At 44.2% G+C, this 17,628-nt stretch carries 17 protein-coding genes; 9 read left to right on the forward strand and 8 right to left on the reverse strand.

Annotation, left to right across the window (positions count from 1 at the left end; all coding sequences use genetic code 11):
* Positions 1-25 precede the first annotated feature (25 nt).
* Positions 26-1,219: a winged helix-turn-helix domain-containing protein gene (locus QQ041_RS10650; protein ID WP_285953874.1), complete on the reverse strand. Its 1,194-nt coding sequence runs from the start codon at positions 1,217-1,219 to the stop codon at positions 26-28.
* 34 nt (positions 1,220-1,253) lie between these two features.
* The gene (locus QQ041_RS10655) at positions 1,254-1,901 is read right to left on the reverse strand and encodes a DsbA family oxidoreductase (protein ID WP_285953875.1); all 648 of its coding nucleotides are present in this window, start codon (positions 1,899-1,901) and stop codon (positions 1,254-1,256) included.
* A gap of 202 nt (positions 1,902-2,103) precedes the next feature.
* Here QQ041_RS10655 and QQ041_RS10660 point away from each other — a divergent pair, with 202 nt between their 5' ends.
* A complete protein-coding gene (locus tag QQ041_RS10660) occupies positions 2,104-3,324 on the forward strand; it encodes an MFS transporter (RefSeq protein WP_285953876.1) in 1,221 nt (406 codons plus the stop codon).
* Positions 3,325-3,412: 88 nt separating this feature from the next.
* On the opposite strand, the gene QQ041_RS10665 is transcribed toward QQ041_RS10660, so the two are convergent.
* The gene (locus QQ041_RS10665; protein WP_285953877.1) at positions 3,413-4,210 is read right to left on the reverse strand and encodes a Cof-type HAD-IIB family hydrolase; all 798 of its coding nucleotides are present in this window, start codon (positions 4,208-4,210) and stop codon (positions 3,413-3,415) included.
* Positions 4,211-4,288: 78 nt separating this feature from the next.
* Positions 4,289-4,861 carry a TetR/AcrR family transcriptional regulator gene (locus QQ041_RS10670; RefSeq protein ID WP_285953878.1) on the reverse strand — a complete coding sequence of 191 codons (573 nt, stop codon included), beginning with the start codon at positions 4,859-4,861 and terminating at the stop codon, positions 4,289-4,291.
* A 127-nt stretch (positions 4,862-4,988) separates the two neighbouring features.
* Between QQ041_RS10670 and QQ041_RS10675 the strand changes: the two genes are divergently transcribed.
* The 3 genes from QQ041_RS10675 to arsB all read left to right on the forward strand — a co-directional run bounded on the left by QQ041_RS10675 (position 4,989) and on the right by arsB (position 7,146).
* Entirely contained in the window at positions 4,989-5,513 is a 525-nt protein-coding gene (locus tag QQ041_RS10675) for an HPP family protein (protein ID WP_285953879.1), read from the forward strand.
* A gap of 134 nt (positions 5,514-5,647) precedes the next feature.
* Positions 5,648-5,989 carry a helix-turn-helix transcriptional regulator gene (locus QQ041_RS10680; protein WP_285953880.1) on the forward strand — a complete coding sequence of 114 codons (342 nt, stop codon included), beginning with the start codon at positions 5,648-5,650 and terminating at the stop codon, positions 5,987-5,989.
* Between the two features lie 101 nt (positions 5,990-6,090).
* A complete protein-coding gene (gene arsB, locus QQ041_RS10685; RefSeq protein WP_285953881.1) occupies positions 6,091-7,146 on the forward strand; it encodes an ACR3 family arsenite efflux transporter in 1,056 nt (351 codons plus the stop codon).
* 92 nt (positions 7,147-7,238) lie between these two features.
* Here the strand turns inward: arsB and QQ041_RS10690 are convergent, their stop codons facing one another.
* Positions 7,239-8,126, reverse strand: coding sequence for a LysR family transcriptional regulator (locus tag QQ041_RS10690; protein ID WP_285953882.1), 888 nt, complete (start codon positions 8,124-8,126; stop codon positions 7,239-7,241).
* Positions 8,127-8,255: 129 nt separating this feature from the next.
* Between QQ041_RS10690 and QQ041_RS10695 the strand changes: the two genes are divergently transcribed.
* The 5 genes from QQ041_RS10695 (at position 8,256) to glpD (ending at position 14,474) form a co-directional block, all read left to right on the forward strand.
* Positions 8,256-8,687 carry a PACE efflux transporter gene (locus QQ041_RS10695; RefSeq protein WP_146491067.1) on the forward strand — a complete coding sequence of 144 codons (432 nt, stop codon included), beginning with the start codon at positions 8,256-8,258 and terminating at the stop codon, positions 8,685-8,687.
* 447 nt (positions 8,688-9,134) lie between these two features.
* Positions 9,135-9,989: an MIP/aquaporin family protein gene (locus QQ041_RS10700; RefSeq protein ID WP_285953883.1), complete on the forward strand. Its 855-nt coding sequence runs from the start codon at positions 9,135-9,137 to the stop codon at positions 9,987-9,989.
* A 59-nt stretch (positions 9,990-10,048) separates the two neighbouring features.
* A complete protein-coding gene (gene glpK, locus QQ041_RS10705) occupies positions 10,049-11,569 on the forward strand; it encodes a glycerol kinase GlpK (RefSeq protein ID WP_017064019.1) in 1,521 nt (506 codons plus the stop codon).
* Between the two features lie 292 nt (positions 11,570-11,861).
* Positions 11,862-12,647 (forward strand): DeoR/GlpR family transcriptional regulator, encoded by a 786-nt coding sequence (locus tag QQ041_RS10710; protein WP_146491069.1) that lies wholly within the window; start codon positions 11,862-11,864, stop codon positions 12,645-12,647.
* Between the two features lie 267 nt (positions 12,648-12,914).
* Positions 12,915-14,474, forward strand: coding sequence for a glycerol-3-phosphate dehydrogenase (gene glpD, locus QQ041_RS10715; protein ID WP_146491070.1), 1,560 nt, complete (start codon positions 12,915-12,917; stop codon positions 14,472-14,474).
* 218 nt (positions 14,475-14,692) lie between these two features.
* Here glpD and QQ041_RS10720 read toward each other — a convergent pair whose 3' ends face one another.
* The 3 genes from QQ041_RS10720 to QQ041_RS10730 form a co-directional block, all read right to left on the reverse strand.
* A complete protein-coding gene (locus QQ041_RS10720) occupies positions 14,693-14,929 on the reverse strand; it encodes a YdcH family protein (RefSeq protein ID WP_012600119.1) in 237 nt (78 codons plus the stop codon).
* 661 nt (positions 14,930-15,590) lie between these two features.
* On the reverse strand, positions 15,591-16,286 hold the full coding sequence (locus tag QQ041_RS10725) for an aspartate/glutamate racemase family protein (RefSeq protein ID WP_285953884.1): 696 nt from the start codon (positions 16,284-16,286) through the stop codon (positions 15,591-15,593).
* A gap of 161 nt (positions 16,287-16,447) precedes the next feature.
* Positions 16,448-17,431 carry an HAD family hydrolase gene (locus QQ041_RS10730; RefSeq protein ID WP_285953885.1) on the reverse strand — a complete coding sequence of 328 codons (984 nt, stop codon included), beginning with the start codon at positions 17,429-17,431 and terminating at the stop codon, positions 16,448-16,450.
* Between the last annotated feature and the right edge of the window lie 197 nt (positions 17,432-17,628).

The following is a 17,628-nucleotide window of genomic DNA, read 5'->3' on the forward strand; positions in this document are numbered from 1 at the left end:
AATGGCTTTAAAACAACGATGAAGGTTAATGCCCTTGCCAATGGCTCACCAAGCGTTTACCAAGATCAGAAGGTGTAGTGTAATGGACGATCATCTCATCACATTGGTTGAACACCATGAAGTGTTTAAGCTCATCGCATAAAGCGTGAACCAATGACTCATGGTTTCTAATTCGCTCTTCAACAACCAAGTTGCGAATATTGAGTAAACGGGTCTTCCTGTCGACCTTACAATCCATTCGCGCCACCAGCTTACCTTGCCACAGAATCGGCAAACTAAAGTAACCAAACTGGCGCTTGGCTTCTGGAACATAGCACTCAAGAAGGTAATCAAAGTTGAACAATGATTGCATTCGCTTACGTTGAATCAGCAGATTATCAAATGGCGAGAGTATCTTAAGCTTAGTCCTGGAAAGAGGCTGATTCAACAGTTCAAAAGCATCCGGCAGCACATAATAATCAGAGCCTTGAACACTCACTTTCATCACTCGTTTGTCTTCAAGCATCTCCTGGAGTGTTTTCTGAATCAGAGGTTTGGTGTTCTTGAGGAGATAGCTCATCTCCGATGCTATTCCCATACCATTGGCTTCTAAATAACGCGTGATCAGATGCTCAATGTACTCTTGTTCCGTTGGTTCAGAGGTATCAATGCCGCTCGGCAAAACTCGCTCGGTTAAGTCATACACCTTATGAAAGTTTACTCGGCTCGGCACCATTAAGTCACCTTGCATAAACAAGGTCTCTAGCGCCTGTTTGGCCGGTTTACCACCCCACCCACCGGGGTTTGGTCTATCCCCTTCAAAGTCTTTCCCCATTAATGGCCCTTCGCTCTCAATACGTTTGAGAACATGTGCCATCAGTGCGTCGTCTTTTTTATACCAATGCTTAAGCTTACCGCTCGTAAATCCATTCTTTCGATGCAAGCTGAAACGATAATCTCGCATGGGTAAATACGCGGCGGCGTGCGACCAATACTCAAACACTTCACGACGCTCTAACAACTTATCAAGGTGATTCAGTTGGTAGTCTTGATTGCGATTCCACAACGTATGGTGGTGGGCTCGCTGAATCACGGAAATGGTATCAATTTGCACATAGCCAAGGTTTTCAAGCGCAGACAGCGTGTTCGCCAAAGCGCCCCCATTACGTTGCTTTTTAGGTGGCAGCTTTTGCGAAAGCAGTACAATTTTTTGTGCTTGAGCGAGTGACAATGATTCCATGAAATTCAGACTCTAATTGATACCAATGATCGGCTTATGATTCAGCAATAAGCTCTTGAAGGATCTGCTTGTACGTTTCGACCGTCTGCGCACCAGTGACTGCACTCTTGCGGTTAAATACCACAGTAGGTACCGCAGAGATGCCCATGCGTTGCCATTCAAATTCTTGCGCTTCAATTTGCTTTAAGTTGTCTGTGTTATTTAGGCGTTTCAGTGCCTTGGTTGAATCTAGCCCAACCGCTTCAAGTTCTTGCGCGATGACCTCAAGGTCAGACAGATCTTTCTGCTCTGAAAAATGAGCCGTAAAGAAGCGTAGCTTTAATTCAGTCTGTTTACCGTGCGCCAGTGCGAAATCGAGAAGTACATGCAGGTGACGGGAATTAACCATTCTCATGCTGTCATAGAAATTGAAATCGAACCCGACAGCTTTGCCACGAGCAGCCAGTTGCTCACGCGAATTTTGGCTCTCTTCTGCACTAGAACCGTATTTTCTCATGATATGGTCACCCAGGTTTTCACCCTCTTGCGGCATATCAGGGTTGAGCTCAAACGGCCGCCATTCAAGTTCAATCTGTTGTTCTAAGCCAAGTTCCGTAATGGCTTGCTCTAAGTTTTTGTAGCCGACCACGCACCAAGGGCACATTACGTCAGAAATAATATCGAGTTGAAGTTTCTTGCTCATCGTCATTCCAAATATAGTTGATAAGGCATGTCTACAGTAAAAGCAGGCATCCAATTTATCTTCAGACTACAACAACCTGAACAATCGTTCAAATATCGATATCTTCCTTCCAGAATAACTCCAAATTTTCTCAATTATCCTTTGACTTAAAGTTAACTTTAAGTTGTAGAGTTATGCAAAACAGAGACTATGAGACAACGATATGAAGAGAAAAACACCACCCTACCTTACCGGACGTTTCTTTGATGGCATCAGCTCAGGGCTGTTTATGTTAGCGCTGCCTTGGTTAATGCTAGCGACACCTAACATGGGGACTTTTGTCGCGCTGACCGCCCTGCTTTGTACCGTCACCACTTTTCTAGTAACCCCGTATTTTTCTGCGTTGATCGACCGCCATTCTCGTAAACACATTCTGATCATCACGCAGATCATTCAAGCTTCAACCGCATTTATTGTCGCTGCTATATACTGGCTCGGATTTGGTTCGATTATGGTGTTAGGTGCGGCTCAGCTGATCTTTTGGGTCTCAAGTAGCCTTGCATGGCACACCAACAACGCCTTTACACAAGAAAATTACGATCACCACGAATACGCCAAAATCTCTAGCCACCAAGAAATTATTCTGCAGTCGACAACATTAGGTGCAGGAGCTTTGGGCGTTGTGCTACTGGAACAATGGAGCATCAATGAGTTTGCGATTTTTGCAGGTATTGCTTCGACCATTTCAGCTATCAGCTATCAGCTATCAGCTATCAGCTACCTAATGACACCGTACAGAAGACGAATCAAGGACAGTGTAAACACACCTTTCAAGCAGCAGCTAATCGAGATTAAGGATGTATTTGCTCAGTCACCACAATTCTACAGGTTCCTGATTGTTTCTTGTCTCTCATATCCGATGATGACTTTTTTAAGTCGATTGGTTCCTATCTGGTTTTCAGAGCTCAATGTGACCGGAGATTGGCTCGCGCTTTACAACATCTCACTCGGCATGGGTGCACTGATCATTGGCGTATCTTTACCATTAATTCTAAAGTCCGCTTCCCACAAGACAATCATCCAAATAGCCATGGTGTTTATCGCCGTCTCTTTGCTGCTCATGAGCCAAGTAGAAAATCCAGCGTATATCATTGTGCTGACTTTCATCTTCGGGGCATTCAACGCGCTCAATAGAATCGCACGTACCAATTGGATGCACCACGCGGTGGCAATGGAACAACGAGGAAGAGTGGATGGAGGGCTAGCCCTATTCGCCACGCTCACACAAAGCCTAAGCTATGTGTTGATTGCGGTATTGGCGCAAGCAGATGCCATTGTGTATGGTTTTACCATTGCAGGAATTGTGGTTCTAGCTGCTACATTTTGGATGAGTAAACTTGGTAAAAAGATCAAACCTGAATGTACGTTGGCGAATCAATGTTAAGACGGATTATAAAGCTCTGGCTCACCAAAAAAAGCCAACTCATGTTCACGAGTTGGCTTTCATAAAAATCGAATTGAGCTTAAGAGAGTTACGTTAGCAGCTTCTCAAGCACTTGGAACACACCTGCATCGACGTTACTTGGCGCGCCAAAACGTGCGATCTCTTTCAACTTTGGATGTGCGTTTTCCATTGCGTAAGAGTGGTAGCTCTCTTTAAGCATTTCCAAGTCATTCAGGTAGTCACCAAAGCTCATGGTCTGCTCGTAAGTGAAGCCTAATGTGTTTTGTAGGTGCTTAATCGCCGCACCTTTTGACGCTTCAGCGTTCATCACATCCAACCAAATTTTTGCACTTACCACCACTTGGTAGTTCTCACCAAATTTGGCCTCAATAGTTGGGTTCACTTTCTCTTGTGAACCGTCGAAGTGACAGATAGCCACCTTGATGAAATCGTCTTCTACCGCCAGTAAGTCTTCTACTTGCTCGCGGCGATGGTAGTACTTAGAGATCTCCGCTAAAGCACGCTCGTCTTTGGTTTCGATGTATGCTGATTTCTTACCACATAACACCACATGCGCACCTTCAATAGCGCGCGCTTCTTTGATGATGTCTTTGATGGCATCAGTATCAAGTAAGCAGCTGTAGAGCTCTTGGCCTTTGTGCATCACTAATGTGCCGTTTTCAGCAACGAACATCATGCGATCTTTAAGTGGAGCAAAAGTCTCCATCAAGCTGTAGTACTGGCGGCCCGATGCCGCAGCAAAAATGATGTCTTGAGCTTCTAGTCGCTCATAAAGATTGAAGAATTCTGGGTCTAACTTTCCGTGTTCATTAAGCAGAGTGCCGTCCATATCAGCAGCGATAAATTTGATGTTCTGTTGTGGCATTTCAGGGCTTACCTATAAGTAAAGATTAAAGTGTAAATTATGATTTTTCGTTATCTTGTGTAACGGTTCTGTCTTCGATTATATCGCTAGAGTAGCCAGTGAATGCAATGCTTTTCGGTAGGCTTGTCTGTTGGAGTCTGACTTTGAATCAAGCTGACCAAATTCACTTCTTACAATAAGTCCTTCGATAAAAGTCATAACCGATTCACTGCGTAATTCTAATATTGCAGCGTCTATCTCTTCACCACCACTGACTACGTCGTAAATAGTGCTTTTAAGCCATACCTTGTGCTGTCGCGAGAGCATCGCAATGTCATCTTCAGACTCTTTAAATTCAGCTAGCGCGTGCATGAACATACAGCCTTTAAAGTCAGGTTGTTCAAACCATGCAAGGTGCCAATCTAACAGCGCATCGAGTTGGTTTTGTAACCCAGAAGTTGATGATAGCGCCGCTTCTAAACTCGACTCGAAGCGCTGATGACGCCTTTCTAACACAGCTTCAATTAACTTGGTTTTGGATCCAAAATGGCGGTACATGGATGTTTTGGAAACCGCCGCTTCGTCTCGGATCATATCCACCCCAACAGCGGTATAACCAAACTGATTAAACAAAGACTCAGCCACATCTAAGATTAGTTCTTTCTTACTCATCCTATCTACTCGTTCAATTAGGGTCGCAAAATTTTACGTTGTAAAGAGTGTACAGATCTGTATCATTCAAATCAAACGGTACAGATCTGTACACTTTTATTTTCTAATCATAGGCGAGGAGTTCGTGATGATACAAAAACTGATCGGTGGAGGAGAGCTACCTCCAAAGGCAACATTGAACCAACTATTGAAAGGCTTTGTCGGTGGTACGGTAGGCATATTGATCTTGTGTTTACTTGCCGAGCAATCACAAGTGCCTTGGTTAATGGCACCGTTTGGCGCGACTTGTGTGCTGTTGTTTGCAGTACCAACCTCGCCGCTTGCTCAACCACGGAACATCATTGCGGGTCATTTCATTTCAGCGGCAGTTGGGCTCGCGGCGCTGTATGGCTTCGGGGATTCTTATTTAGTGATGTCGCTAGCAGTAGGCAGCGCGATCTTTTTGATGCAATACTTTCGCGCGGTTCACCCACCCGCTGGTGCAAATCCGATTGTGATAGCTTTGGCAGGGACTGCGCATGCGGATTGGACGTTCTTATTTACTCCAGTATTAATCGGCAGCATCGCTTTGGTCGGTATTGGTGCGTTATTGAATAACAGTGATTCACAACAAAAATGGCCGTTATACTGGTTTGGTTCATCTAAGTCTTAGTCCGTGGAATTTCAATAGTAAGTAACGATTTTCGTATCCAACTTAAGAGCAAATTGAAAGATCACATTGACCCTTGTATAAAATGGGCTTACTATTAATCGTCTTTTAACGATTATGGAAAGCGAAACATCAATATGAACGAAACTTGCCCTACAACTGGTGGCTGTGCTCTACCAATCGGACATGGTGATGCCGAAGCTGAAAAGCAAATGGCAGCTCTGGCCAAAGCGCTCGCTCATCCGGCAAGAATACGTATATTGAGTATCCTTTCAACGTTAGAAAAATCGGGCGGCTGTTTGAACAGTGACTTGGTGAGTGAATTGGGGTTGGCTCAGTCAACGGTATCTGAGCACTTACGAATTTTGAAGAACTCAGGTTTCATCACCGCCGAATCGATACCACCGAAGATGTGTTATCGCATTAACCGAGATAATATTCAGCAGTTTGAATCACTTATCGACGCTATTTTAAAATAGATTAACCACGCTTAGTTTGTCGAACACAATAAACTAAGCGTATTTTTGCCTTTAAATATCGTTTTTCGACGATTAACGATGTCAACCAAAGAGATAATATCATGAAACCAAAATTAGGTTTTCTCGATCGCTACTTAACGCTGTGGATCTTCATCGCCATGGGCATTGGTGTACTGCTTGGCACCCTATTCCCACAGATCGAACAGTGGAACGAATCAATGTCTGTTGGCACAACCAACATTCCACTTGCGATTGGCCTTATCTTAATGATGTATCCACCTTTGGCTAAGGTTAACTACAACCTATTAGGCACTGTGGTCAAAGATAAGAAAGCCATCAAACTGTCTCTGATCATGAACTGGGTTGTCGGTCCTATTCTAATGTTCGTATTGGCACTGACTTTCTTGGGTGATCACCCTGGTTACATGGTGGGTGTGATTCTGATTGGTCTTGCTCGTTGTGTGGCGATGGTTCTGGTTTGGAACGATATCGGCGGCGGTAATAAAGAGTACGGCGCGGCATTGGTTGCTCTAAACAGTGCATTCCAAGTGGTGAGCTACAGCTTTATGGCGTGGCTATTCATTAGCGTTCTTCCACCAGTATTTGGTTACGAAGGCATGCTGGTTGATATCTCGATGATCGATATTGCACACAGTGTACTTATCTACCTAGGTATCCCATTCCTAGCGGGCTTCTTGAGCCGTAAGATCCTTGTATCGATGAAAGGCGAGCAGTGGTACAACGATGTGTTTATTCCACGCATCTCTCCAATCACACTGATTGCACTACTGGCCACTATCGTTCTGATGTTCAGCCTAAAAGGCGAGATGATTGTTGAGCTGCCAATGGACGTATTGTTGATTGCGGTTCCACTGACTATCTACTTCACAGCAATGTTCTTCATCAGCTTCTTCATTGGTAAGAAGATGGGTATTGAATACGACAAGAACGCATCAATTGCATTCACAGCGACGGGTAACAACTTCGAGCTAGCGATTGCCGTAGCAATCTCTGTATTCGGTATCAACTCAGACCAAGCGTTTGCCGGTGTTATCGGTCCACTGATTGAAGTACCTGTGTTGATTTACCTAGTGAACGTGGCGCTTAAGATGAAAGACAAGTACTACAACGGTCTAACAGTGAAATCTGCGAACTAGAAAATCGCGTATCGCTTTAAACAGAAAGGCTCACAAATTACTTTGTGAGCCTTTTCTTTATTCAGATTCACCCAATTTAAGTCTCATCCGGCTTATGTTTCGTCTAATAGGCCTTTCAATGCTTGTTCAAGCCAAAGCAATGCTGGGCCTTTCGAGCGTGTTTTAGACAAAACAAGATCAACGGGCGGCGACCATGTTTTGTGATCGAATGAGACATTAATCTCCACTAAACGTTGCTTATCCAACTCATCTTCGACAAGGTGTTTGGGTAAATATGCCCAACCAATGTCACTGCCGAGCACCACCTCTTTGATGACAATAAAGCTGTTCGACCACCATACCTTGCCGGCAATCAGCGGAAACTGATCCATCACCTTACCTTTGTCTCCCCTCAACATTAACTGACGATGCGGGAGTAAATCAGAAAGTTTCACAACACCTGTTTTTGCGAGCGTATGACTTGGATGACACACAGCAATAAACGGCAAGTGGCCGATAAAACAAGGCTCAGAGCCGACGTCAAAAGCCAAGTTGGTAAACATCAATCCAATGTCGGCTCTCTCTTCGATAATCAACGGGTTGACCTCAGTTGTGGTACAAGCAACCAGTTCAACTTCAGTAGCAGGGAATTGTTTACTGAATTGACTAAGGATCTTAGATAGGTTCGGGACCAACAATGAATCATCTAATGCAATTTTGATGAGACCCTCTTCACCGCTCCCCATCGCATTAACCGTCACATTCAGATCTTCAACCTGAAGTACAATCGCTTTCACCTGTTTAAATAACTGCTCGCCCGCCTTGGTTAGTGAAGGCTTTCGAGTCGAGCGATCAAAAAGCTCAACATTAAAATCAATTTCAAGATTACTGATGCCTTGGCTCACCGCCGACTGCACCTTGCCCAACTCACGAGCGCTGGCAGAAAATGACCCTAATTCAACGGCATACACAAACATTTTCAGCTGTTCAATGTTGTACATTTGGCTTCTCCACAAACAAACCATCACCATATGTGATGCTAACTATCTTTATATTATCACTTAACTAGATATTATCTAGCCAAGTCATTAGCCCATCGGCGGCTATTTAATCGTAAAGAGAGTTAGAAAATGTCACATAAAGAACGCATGTTACACATGGTGCTATTTGAATTGGTTGCTTTGGTTTTGATGGCAGGGCTTGCAACCTATATTACAGGAAACGGCGCAGGTGAAATGGCAGGCTTAGCGCTCGCAATATCATTGATAGCAATGGCTTGGAACTACATTTACAACTATGGCTACGACAAAGTATTCGGAGCTGACCGCAGTAAACGAACCAAGAAAACACGTGTTGTGCACGGATTGGGTTTTGAACTTGGCTTAATGACAGTGACTCTACCTGTCTTGATGTGGGTTCTACAACTCGACTTCCTAACCGTACTGATCATGGACATCGGCCTAGTGATTTTCTTCGTACTTTACGCGATTGCATTCAACTGGGCGTATGACTCGATTCGAGATCAATTGGTAGCGAAAGGAAAAGTTGCAGCTCTGGTTTAGAACTGTAATTTCGTACCTTATAACAAGAACAAACACCCAAATTAAACTGCCAAACTACACCGTAGCTGGCAGTTTATTCATTTATGCATATAAGCTCATTTGTTAACGCCCTTCTAACATAGCAAGAACATCACATAGCCCTTCGTAATTAAGTCTAATAATCCACCACTCACGAAGTAGCATCACAAATCCAAACATAAACTCCTCGTACCAGTTGCGCATCCGTTTACATATAGGTAGTTTGAGCGGCTTCGCAACCTATCAATTCGAGTAATGACGTTCATGCGAGCATCTTTTCCGAGCAAAAGTGTTCGGATTAACATTTCAAGTGACTTTAATTAACAATTTTATGCTCAAACGCTCACTTTTGGTGTTCGTTTATTTTCGAGTTCGCAAATATATGCACAATACACGTGCTAGATAAGCAAAACTAAAAAGGACTCGAACATGACAACAAATAAACACCCTTCTTTATTTGGGCAATGCTTGGCTGAATTTATCGGTACAGGATTACTCATATTTTTTGGCGTTGGCTGCGTGGCCGCACTGGTATTAACAGGTGCGACATTCGGACAATGGGAAATCAGCATCATCTGGGGCTTCGGTGTTGCGATTGCAATTTACTGTACTGCCGGCGTGTCAGGCGCACATATAAACCCTGCAGTAACCATTGCATTAGCTATGTTCCACGGCTTTGATAAAGCGAAAGTGCTGCCTTACATCATTTCGCAACTGCTTGGCGCATTCTGCTCTGCAGCATTGGTTTACAGCCTTTATAGCAACCTATTCACTGACTACGAAATTGCACATAACTTCGTTCGTAGCAGCCAAGACGCACTATCAACTGCTGGTATCTTCTCGACTTACCCACATGCTTCACTCTCTTTCTTCGGCGCTTTTGCTGTGGAATTCGTGATTACTGCAGTGTTGATGTTTGCCATCTTAGCGTTAGGTGATGAGAACAATGGCGCATCTCGCGGTGCAATGAACCCTCTACTGATCGGTATTCTTATCGCAGTTATCGGTGGTTCTTTAGGTCCACTGACTGGTTTTGCAATGAACCCTGCTCGTGACTTCGGACCAAAACTGTTCGCTTACTTTGCAGGCTGGGATTTCGCACTAACAGGTGCTCGTGATATTCCTTACTTCATCGTACCAATCCTTGCTCCAATTGTGGGTGCATGTTTTGGTGGTTGGTTGTACCCACGCGTTATCGGTGCTTACCTACCAATTGAAGGCCAAGGCTGCACAATTCCAAACCAATGTGAAACAGAACAAGAAGCTGAACAAGCTCAAGCTTAATCACTAAGCGCCCCTACATTTACTAAAATATAAATAACAAAAGAAAAAGGATTCTTACCATGACCGAGCAAAAATACATTGTTGCCCTAGACCAAGGCACCACAAGCTCTCGCGCTGTAATCCTCGACCACGATGCAAACATCGTAAGTTCTTCTCAACGCGAATTTACTCAGATTTATCCTAAAGCCGGTTGGGTTGAACATGATCCAATGGAAATCTGGGCAACTCAAAGCTCTACATTGGTTGAAGCGCTTGCTAAAGCAGGCATCCGCAGCGATGAGTTAGCAGGTATTGGTATCACTAACCAACGTGAAACCACCATTGTTTGGAACAAAGAGACAGGTAAGCCTGTTTATAACGCAATCGTATGGCAGTGTCGCCGTACAGCAGACATCTGTGAAGACCTTAAAGCACGTGGCCTAGAAGACTACGTACGTGACAATACTGGCTTAGTCCTTGACCCGTATTTCTCAGGTACAAAAGTAAAATGGATTCTAGACAACGTTGAAGGTGCTCGCGAAGATGCTGAAGCAGGTAAATTGCTATTCGGCACGGTTGATACTTGGTTGGTTTGGAAGATGACTCAAGGACGTGTACACGTTACGGATTACACTAACGCGTCACGTACTATGTTATTTAACATCAACGACCTATGCTGGGATCAAAAGCTACTTGATGAGATGGGTATTCCTTCATCAATGATGCCAGAAGTGAAACGTTCTTCTGAGGTTTACGGTCAAACAAACCTTGGTGGTAAAGGCGGTACTCGTATCCCAATCGCGGGTATTGCGGGTGACCAACAAGCTGCACTATACGGTCAAATGTGTGTAGAAGCAGGCCAAGCGAAAAACACTTACGGCACGGGTTGTTTCCTTCTGATGAACACAGGCCAAGAGAAAGTAACGTCGAAAAACGGCCTACTAACAACACTAGCATGTGGTCCTAAAGGTGAACCTGCATACGCACTGGAAGGTGCGGTATTCATGGGCGGTGCATCAATCCAATGGCTACGTGATGAGATGAAGCTACTGGCTGGCGCAGAAGACTCTGAGTACTTCGCAACTAAAGTGGATTCTTCGAACGGCGTTTACGTGGTTCCTGCATTCACAGGCCTAGGCGCACCATACTGGGATGCTTACGCTCGCGGTACGATCGTTGGCCTAACTCGTGGTGTTAACTCCAACCACATCATCCGTGCAACCTTGGAAGGCATTGCTTACCAAACGCGTGACGTATTAGACGCGATGCAAGCGGACTCTGGCATCAAACTAGCAAACCTACGTGTTGATGGTGGTGCAGTAGCGAATAACTTCCTAATGCAATTCCAATCAGACGTACTGGATACCGAAGTTCACCGCCCTGAAGTAACAGAAGTTACCGCTCTGGGTGCCGCTTACCTTGCTGGTCTAGCGGTCGGTTTCTGGGACAGCATTGATGAACTTCAAGACAAAGCCGTTCTTAACCGTACGTTCATGCCACACCACGACGAAGAGAAGCGTAACCGCCGTTACAAAGGTTGGAAGCGTGCTATCAAGTGTGCGCAGGTTTGGTCTGAACTGCACGATGACGACGAAGAGTAATACTGAGTATTCAGCTCATCGTTAATCATTAGCCGTTGACCTAGGAATTCGAGCAATCAGATCGATTAGATTGCTCGAACCTCAGTAAACGAAACTAAAAAGAGCACGATTTTGTGCTCTTTTTTGCGTTTCAGGCTCAAATTTTACGTTACGAGCACCGTTTTTGCGGTTTAGACATGATTCCTTATCATCATTACTTCTCTCTTTTCATCAATTCGAGCACAATAGCCTGAGTTTATATTTTCGATTTTGACGCGCCAGAGCCTTTGGCGTGCAGGGAGTGGTAAGTTAAGTGAAGCAGATACCAAGACACCAGCAGATTGTAGACCTGGTTAAAACACAAGGATATGTAAGTACCGAAGAGCTCGTTGAAAAGTTCGATGTCAGCCCACAAACCATCAGACGAGACCTAAACGAACTGGCCGATAGCAACAAAATTCGTCGCTATCATGGTGGTGCAACCATTCCTTTAAGCTCGGAAAATACCTCTTATAACACGCGTAAAGCGCTTAATTTCAACGAAAAAGACGTGATCGCCGACGAACTGGTTAAGCATATCCCAGACGGTGCAACCTTGTTCGTGGATATCGGAACCACGCCAGAATCGGTCGCACGCGCGCTTAATAAAAATCACAAACAATTACGAGTTGTCACCAACAACATTAACGTTGCCAGCATTCTTCTGCCTAACCCTGAGATAAAGGTTATCTTGGCGGGCGGTGAAGTGAGAAACCGCGACGGCGGTATCGTGGGTGAAGCAACACTCGATTTCGTTAAACAGTTCCGCCTTGATTTTGGCATCTTAGGCATCAGTGGCATCGACTTTGATGGCTCACTGCTCGATTTTGATTATCACGAAGTTCGCGTGAAACAAGCCATCATCGAGAACAGCCGCAGTATCTTCTTAGCTGTCGACCACACTAAGTTTGGCCGTAATGCAATGGTTAAGCTGGGTAATATCTCTCAGGCACACATGGTGTTTACTAATAAGCAGCCGCCGGAAGAGATTCTGAACATCCTTAAGGATTCAGACATTCCATTAGAAGTTATCGATACAACTCGCCCTGTGAGCGAATAACTCACCCAGTGCTCGATGAGGCCACTTTCTTAAATGAATCACGATTCTTTATAGAAAAGTTAAAAAGTAAAACTTGCTCACGACCACTGTCGACTCTATGCTCGAATTAGACTTATTTGAACCTCTGCTTTCATAAGCAGAGGTTTTTTTATGCGCAAATCACATAAAACGCGCATAAACGAAAATAATAAATGACCGCAAACGAAAGTTCATATAGGATTCAATTATGTTCTAAAATGCTCGTTCGCTCAGAAAGAGGTCAAAACCATGAGTGCTCAACAAAATAATTCAAACAATAGTACATCTTCCACTTTAGACTTGATCGTGATTGGCGGCGGCATCAACGGTGCAGGCATCGCGGCAGATGCATCAGGTCGTGGTCTAAACGTTGGCTTATACGAAGCAAATGACTTCGCATCTGCGACGTCTTCAGCCAGCTCAAAGCTTATCCACGGTGGCCTACGCTACCTTGAACATTACGAATTTCGTTTGGTTTCGGAAGCACTCGCTGAACGTGAAGTCTTGTTAAGAAAAGCACCTCATGTTGCTCAACCAATGCGCTTCCGTTTGCCTCATCGACCATTTTTACGCCCAGCTTGGATGATTCGCTGTGGCCTATTCCTTTACGATAACTTGGGTAAGCGCACCACTCTTCCGGGAAGTAAGACAGTCAACCTAGCGAAATCAGGCCTACTGAAACCAGAAATGAAGACAGGCTTCGAATACTCAGATTGCTGGGTTGATGATGCGCGTATGGTATTGCTCAACGTGTTGGCAGCAAAAGAGAACAACGCAGAAGTTCGTAACTACTGCCGAGTTGAAAAAGCGCACCGTGAAGGCGGCATCTGGCATGTGACGATCCTTGATGTGATGACAAACCAACGTTTTGAACGTAAAGCGAAAGCGCTGGTTAACGCGGCTGGCCCTTGGGTTAAGCAGTTCTTTGATGATGGATTAGAGCAGGCTTCACCGCGTAATATTCGTCTGATCAAAGGCTCACACATTGTTGTGCCACGCATTCACGACGAACCACAAGCGTACATTCTGCAAAACAAAGACAATCGTATTGTGTTCATGATCCCTTACCTAGATAAGTTCTCGATCATCGGCACCACCGACCTTGAATACAAAGGCGACCCTCGTAACGTCGCAATTGATGATGTTGAAGTGGATTACTTGATTGATATCGTTAACCAGCACTTTGTTAAACAGCTTGGCCGTGAAGACGTAGTTTGGACATACAGTGGCGTAAGACCGCTTTGTGACGACGAATCTGATTCACCGCAAGCGATCACTCGTGACTACACGCTCGAATTGGACGCAGAGCTTGATCAAGCACCACTGCTTTCGATCTTCGGTGGCAAGTTAACCACTTATCGTAAGCTCGGCGAAGCGGCGCTTAAGAAGCTTGAGCCACACCTAACCAACATGGGTGCACCATGGACAGCGAACGACACGCTTCCAGGCGGTAACTTTAGTTGCAGCAGAGAGCAGCTTGCGAAGATGATCCACACAAAATACCCTTGGGCATCTGAAGCGCTATTGCTTCGCTACGTGACTCAATTTGGTACTTACACATGGAAGCTATTGGAAGGTGCAAATAGCGAAGCTGACCTTGGCATCCAGTTCTCAAGCGAAGCGCATGGCGTTTATCAAGTTGAAATCGATTACTTGATCAATGAAGAGATGGCAATGACTGACGAAGACATCTTGTGGCGCAGAACCAAACTTGGCTTGTACATGAGTGAATCAGAGCAACAAGCGGTGACGGATTACTTGAAACAGAAACTACAAAGTAAAGTGGTAAGCTTTTCTCAAGTAGGCTAACCCCACCAGCCCAAACATGGTTCAAGAGCATAACTAACCATGAAGCTTAGCGTCCCCCGCGCTAAGCTTTTTTTATATCCAATGAAACCCAAGCTTATTTGTTCAGATAGGGACGGGAATGCAGAAACAAAAAAACTCCCGAAGGAGTTTTTATTGTCTCAATCTGCAATTCGCTAACTAACTATTTAATTTAGCTATTCAGCAAAATAACCCGCTAGCTAGGCAATTAAGCGAGCATGCAGTGAATCTTTAAGCTCAGAACGATCATGTTTTAGTTGGTGCATCGAACCGTCATCAATGGGTGAATCTTTCAGCTCTAGTTTACGAATCTCTTTATCAAGGTTGTCGTATGTCTTCATATCTGCTGCAAAGCCATCGTCAGTTTTAGCAAGCTCAGCAATTTTGTCTTTCATTTCAGGAAATTCGTGAACAAGAGAGTGATTTTCACCTAGCATAGAAACCTCTTAAGTTGAGTAAAGTGATTGGTATTAAGCATTCATTATTTACCTTAGCAAGGGACTCAAATAACAAATGAGATCCAGTACACAGCCTAGAATTTAGACAACTCAAATTAACAAATTTACAACCTTCCCCCACAAAAGCTATGGTATTGGATTGAGGTTTTTCTCAATAACAAAATCTACCACTGACGATATACCATATCACCAAGTTGTTTTTAGCCTTTGAATAAAACAAAACCTCACTTGATCGTGAGGCCTTAGACAGGTCGTTGTTATAAACGATAGCTAACAAATATTGCTACATAAATTGGGGTTAGCTATTACAACCACCCGAATGTACTCGATTCATATCATCACCAACCTGTGATTCAGACCCCGTAGACTGGCATCCTGCCACGAATAATAGCGTTACAGATAAGATAAGCCATTTCATAATAAACCCTCTTTTGATCATGACTAAAGCATAGTGCTTAAAAGCGCAGATACCTCAGCCATTAACTAAAGCCTTACCTGCCAATAAAGCCTTGGTTAATGAACAAAGTGTCGCTTTATTAATTAACGACCTGCTTTTGTACAAAAAACTTTCACTCCCAAGAATAAAAATTGCACAAAAGTGAAAGAGGACAGGCATGGAACTAAGAATAAGAGCTAGATGCTAATCACTCGTCGCCCAGCGCACCGCCGCCTCAGCGTGAATGGCAGTGGTATCAAACAGAGGAACATCGGTGTGTTGCTGCTGAATCAACAAAGCGATTTCAGTGCACCCCAGAATAACGGCTTCCGCACCTTGTTGGCTTAGTTTCTCGATGATTTGACGGTATACAGCCCGTGACTCTTCTTTTACTTCGCCTCGACACAGCTCCTGATAAATAATGTCGTGCACTTTTTCTCTGTCACCGTCATCAGGTATAACAACATCGATACCGAATTTGTTAGTCAGACGTCCTTTATAGAAATCTTGTTCCATTGTGAAAGCTGTACCGATCAGTCCGACTTTCTTCACGCCTTGCTCAAGCAGCTTTTGCGCGGTGGTATCGGCGATATGTAAGATAGGAATCGTGATCTTCTCTTCTATTTCAGGAACGACCTTATGCATGGTATTGGTACAAATCAGAATGAAATCAGCCCCGCCCTTCTCTACCGATAAAGCTGCGTCCGATAATATGTCTGCCGTTTCAGCCCAGCGACCTAGGTGTTGCAGCTTTTCTATCTCGTCGAAGTTCACGCTGTACATACAAATCTTTGCAGAATTGAGCCCGCCAAGTGTGGCTTTCACACCCTCGTTAATGGATTTGTAGTAGCTCACTGTCGATTCCCAACTCATGCCACCAAGCAAACCGATCGTTTTCATTTTCTATTCCTTTAATTTCTGACTATCCCGATTAAAGCGTCATACGTTGAAGATTTATAGTACGTTCTTGCTGAAACTGAGACGAAGGCTTCGCTATTTAGCAAAAAGGCTCGAATTAACAATTCGAGCCTTTGCTGTTTTACCTGAGAGTCTATGGAGTATTAGTACACCTCACACCAATCGGCTTTCATGTCGATCAACGTCCAATCATCTCTAGAGTTCGCTTCATCGAGTGCTTTATCAAGCTTGCCAACATGGGATTCACGATCGTACTTCCACTCGCGTTCAGCATCGGTATGATGAACAATCATAGCCATTGAATTTGGTTGACTGGTCGCCCATTGCATCATCGCTTGATCACCGTCTGAGTTACCCACCGCTAAAATAGGCTTCTGACCGATAATATGCTGAATGTTGGTGACTTTTCCGGCTTTGTCATCAATGGTTAAAATGGACGAGTCTTTGGTTACAGTAGGGTTGCCATCGTTGTAGCTGTAGTTGTATTTAAGCGCGCTGCCGATGATCTGCTCTGACGGGATATTGTAGGCCTCTGGAGCCCAAACTCTCATGAAATCAACCCCACCACCGGATACGATGTAAGTCTTGAAATCATGCTCTTGAAGATAAGTCAGCATATCTTTCATTGGTTGGTAAGTCAGAGCGGTATAGGCTTTATTGAAACGCTCATCTTTCGCAGCAGCTAACCATTGCTCAACATCTTTTTGGTATTGTTCGACCGTCATACCAGAGTGCGTCGCCATGATAATTTTCAATAAACCTTCTTCGCCGCTTCCTAGAACACTCTTAATGTCATCTTCAAGCACGAACTTAAACGGTGCTTCCGTTTTCCATTCTGGGTGTCCAGGTGCCATCTCTTTTACACGATCTAGCGCAAAAGCAAGCTGGAAGTAGTAAGGCTTTTCTGACCAAAGCGTACCGTCGTTATCGAATACAGCGATGCGATCTTGGACCGCAACGAACATATCAGACTCAGCTTTAGTGGCTTGATCAACAAAATCCACAATAGCAGATTTACTCTCACTATCCTTCCATGAAGGCAGTAGATTCGGATCACAGTCTTTAGCAAAAGATGAGAAAGAGAGGCTGGATAAAATCGCGACAGATAAAAGGGTTATGTTCTTCATAGCAACTACCATGTTATTGAATTAATTGTAGCGTTTAATTCAATTCATCCTAATTGGTCTACTCTGATTTTCCACTTATGAACACTATAACTAATACTCATGTTGGTATTGGATTGGTGCCGCAGCGAATACTGGCTAGGAGTGCCATACGACGTATTTCTTGAGCATTTAAATTTAAAAGGAGGATAAGCAACAAA

Source organism: Vibrio sp. TMPB1044, assembly GCF_030442075.1.
Lineage (GTDB): Bacteria > Pseudomonadota > Gammaproteobacteria > Enterobacterales > Vibrionaceae > Vibrio > Vibrio satsumensis.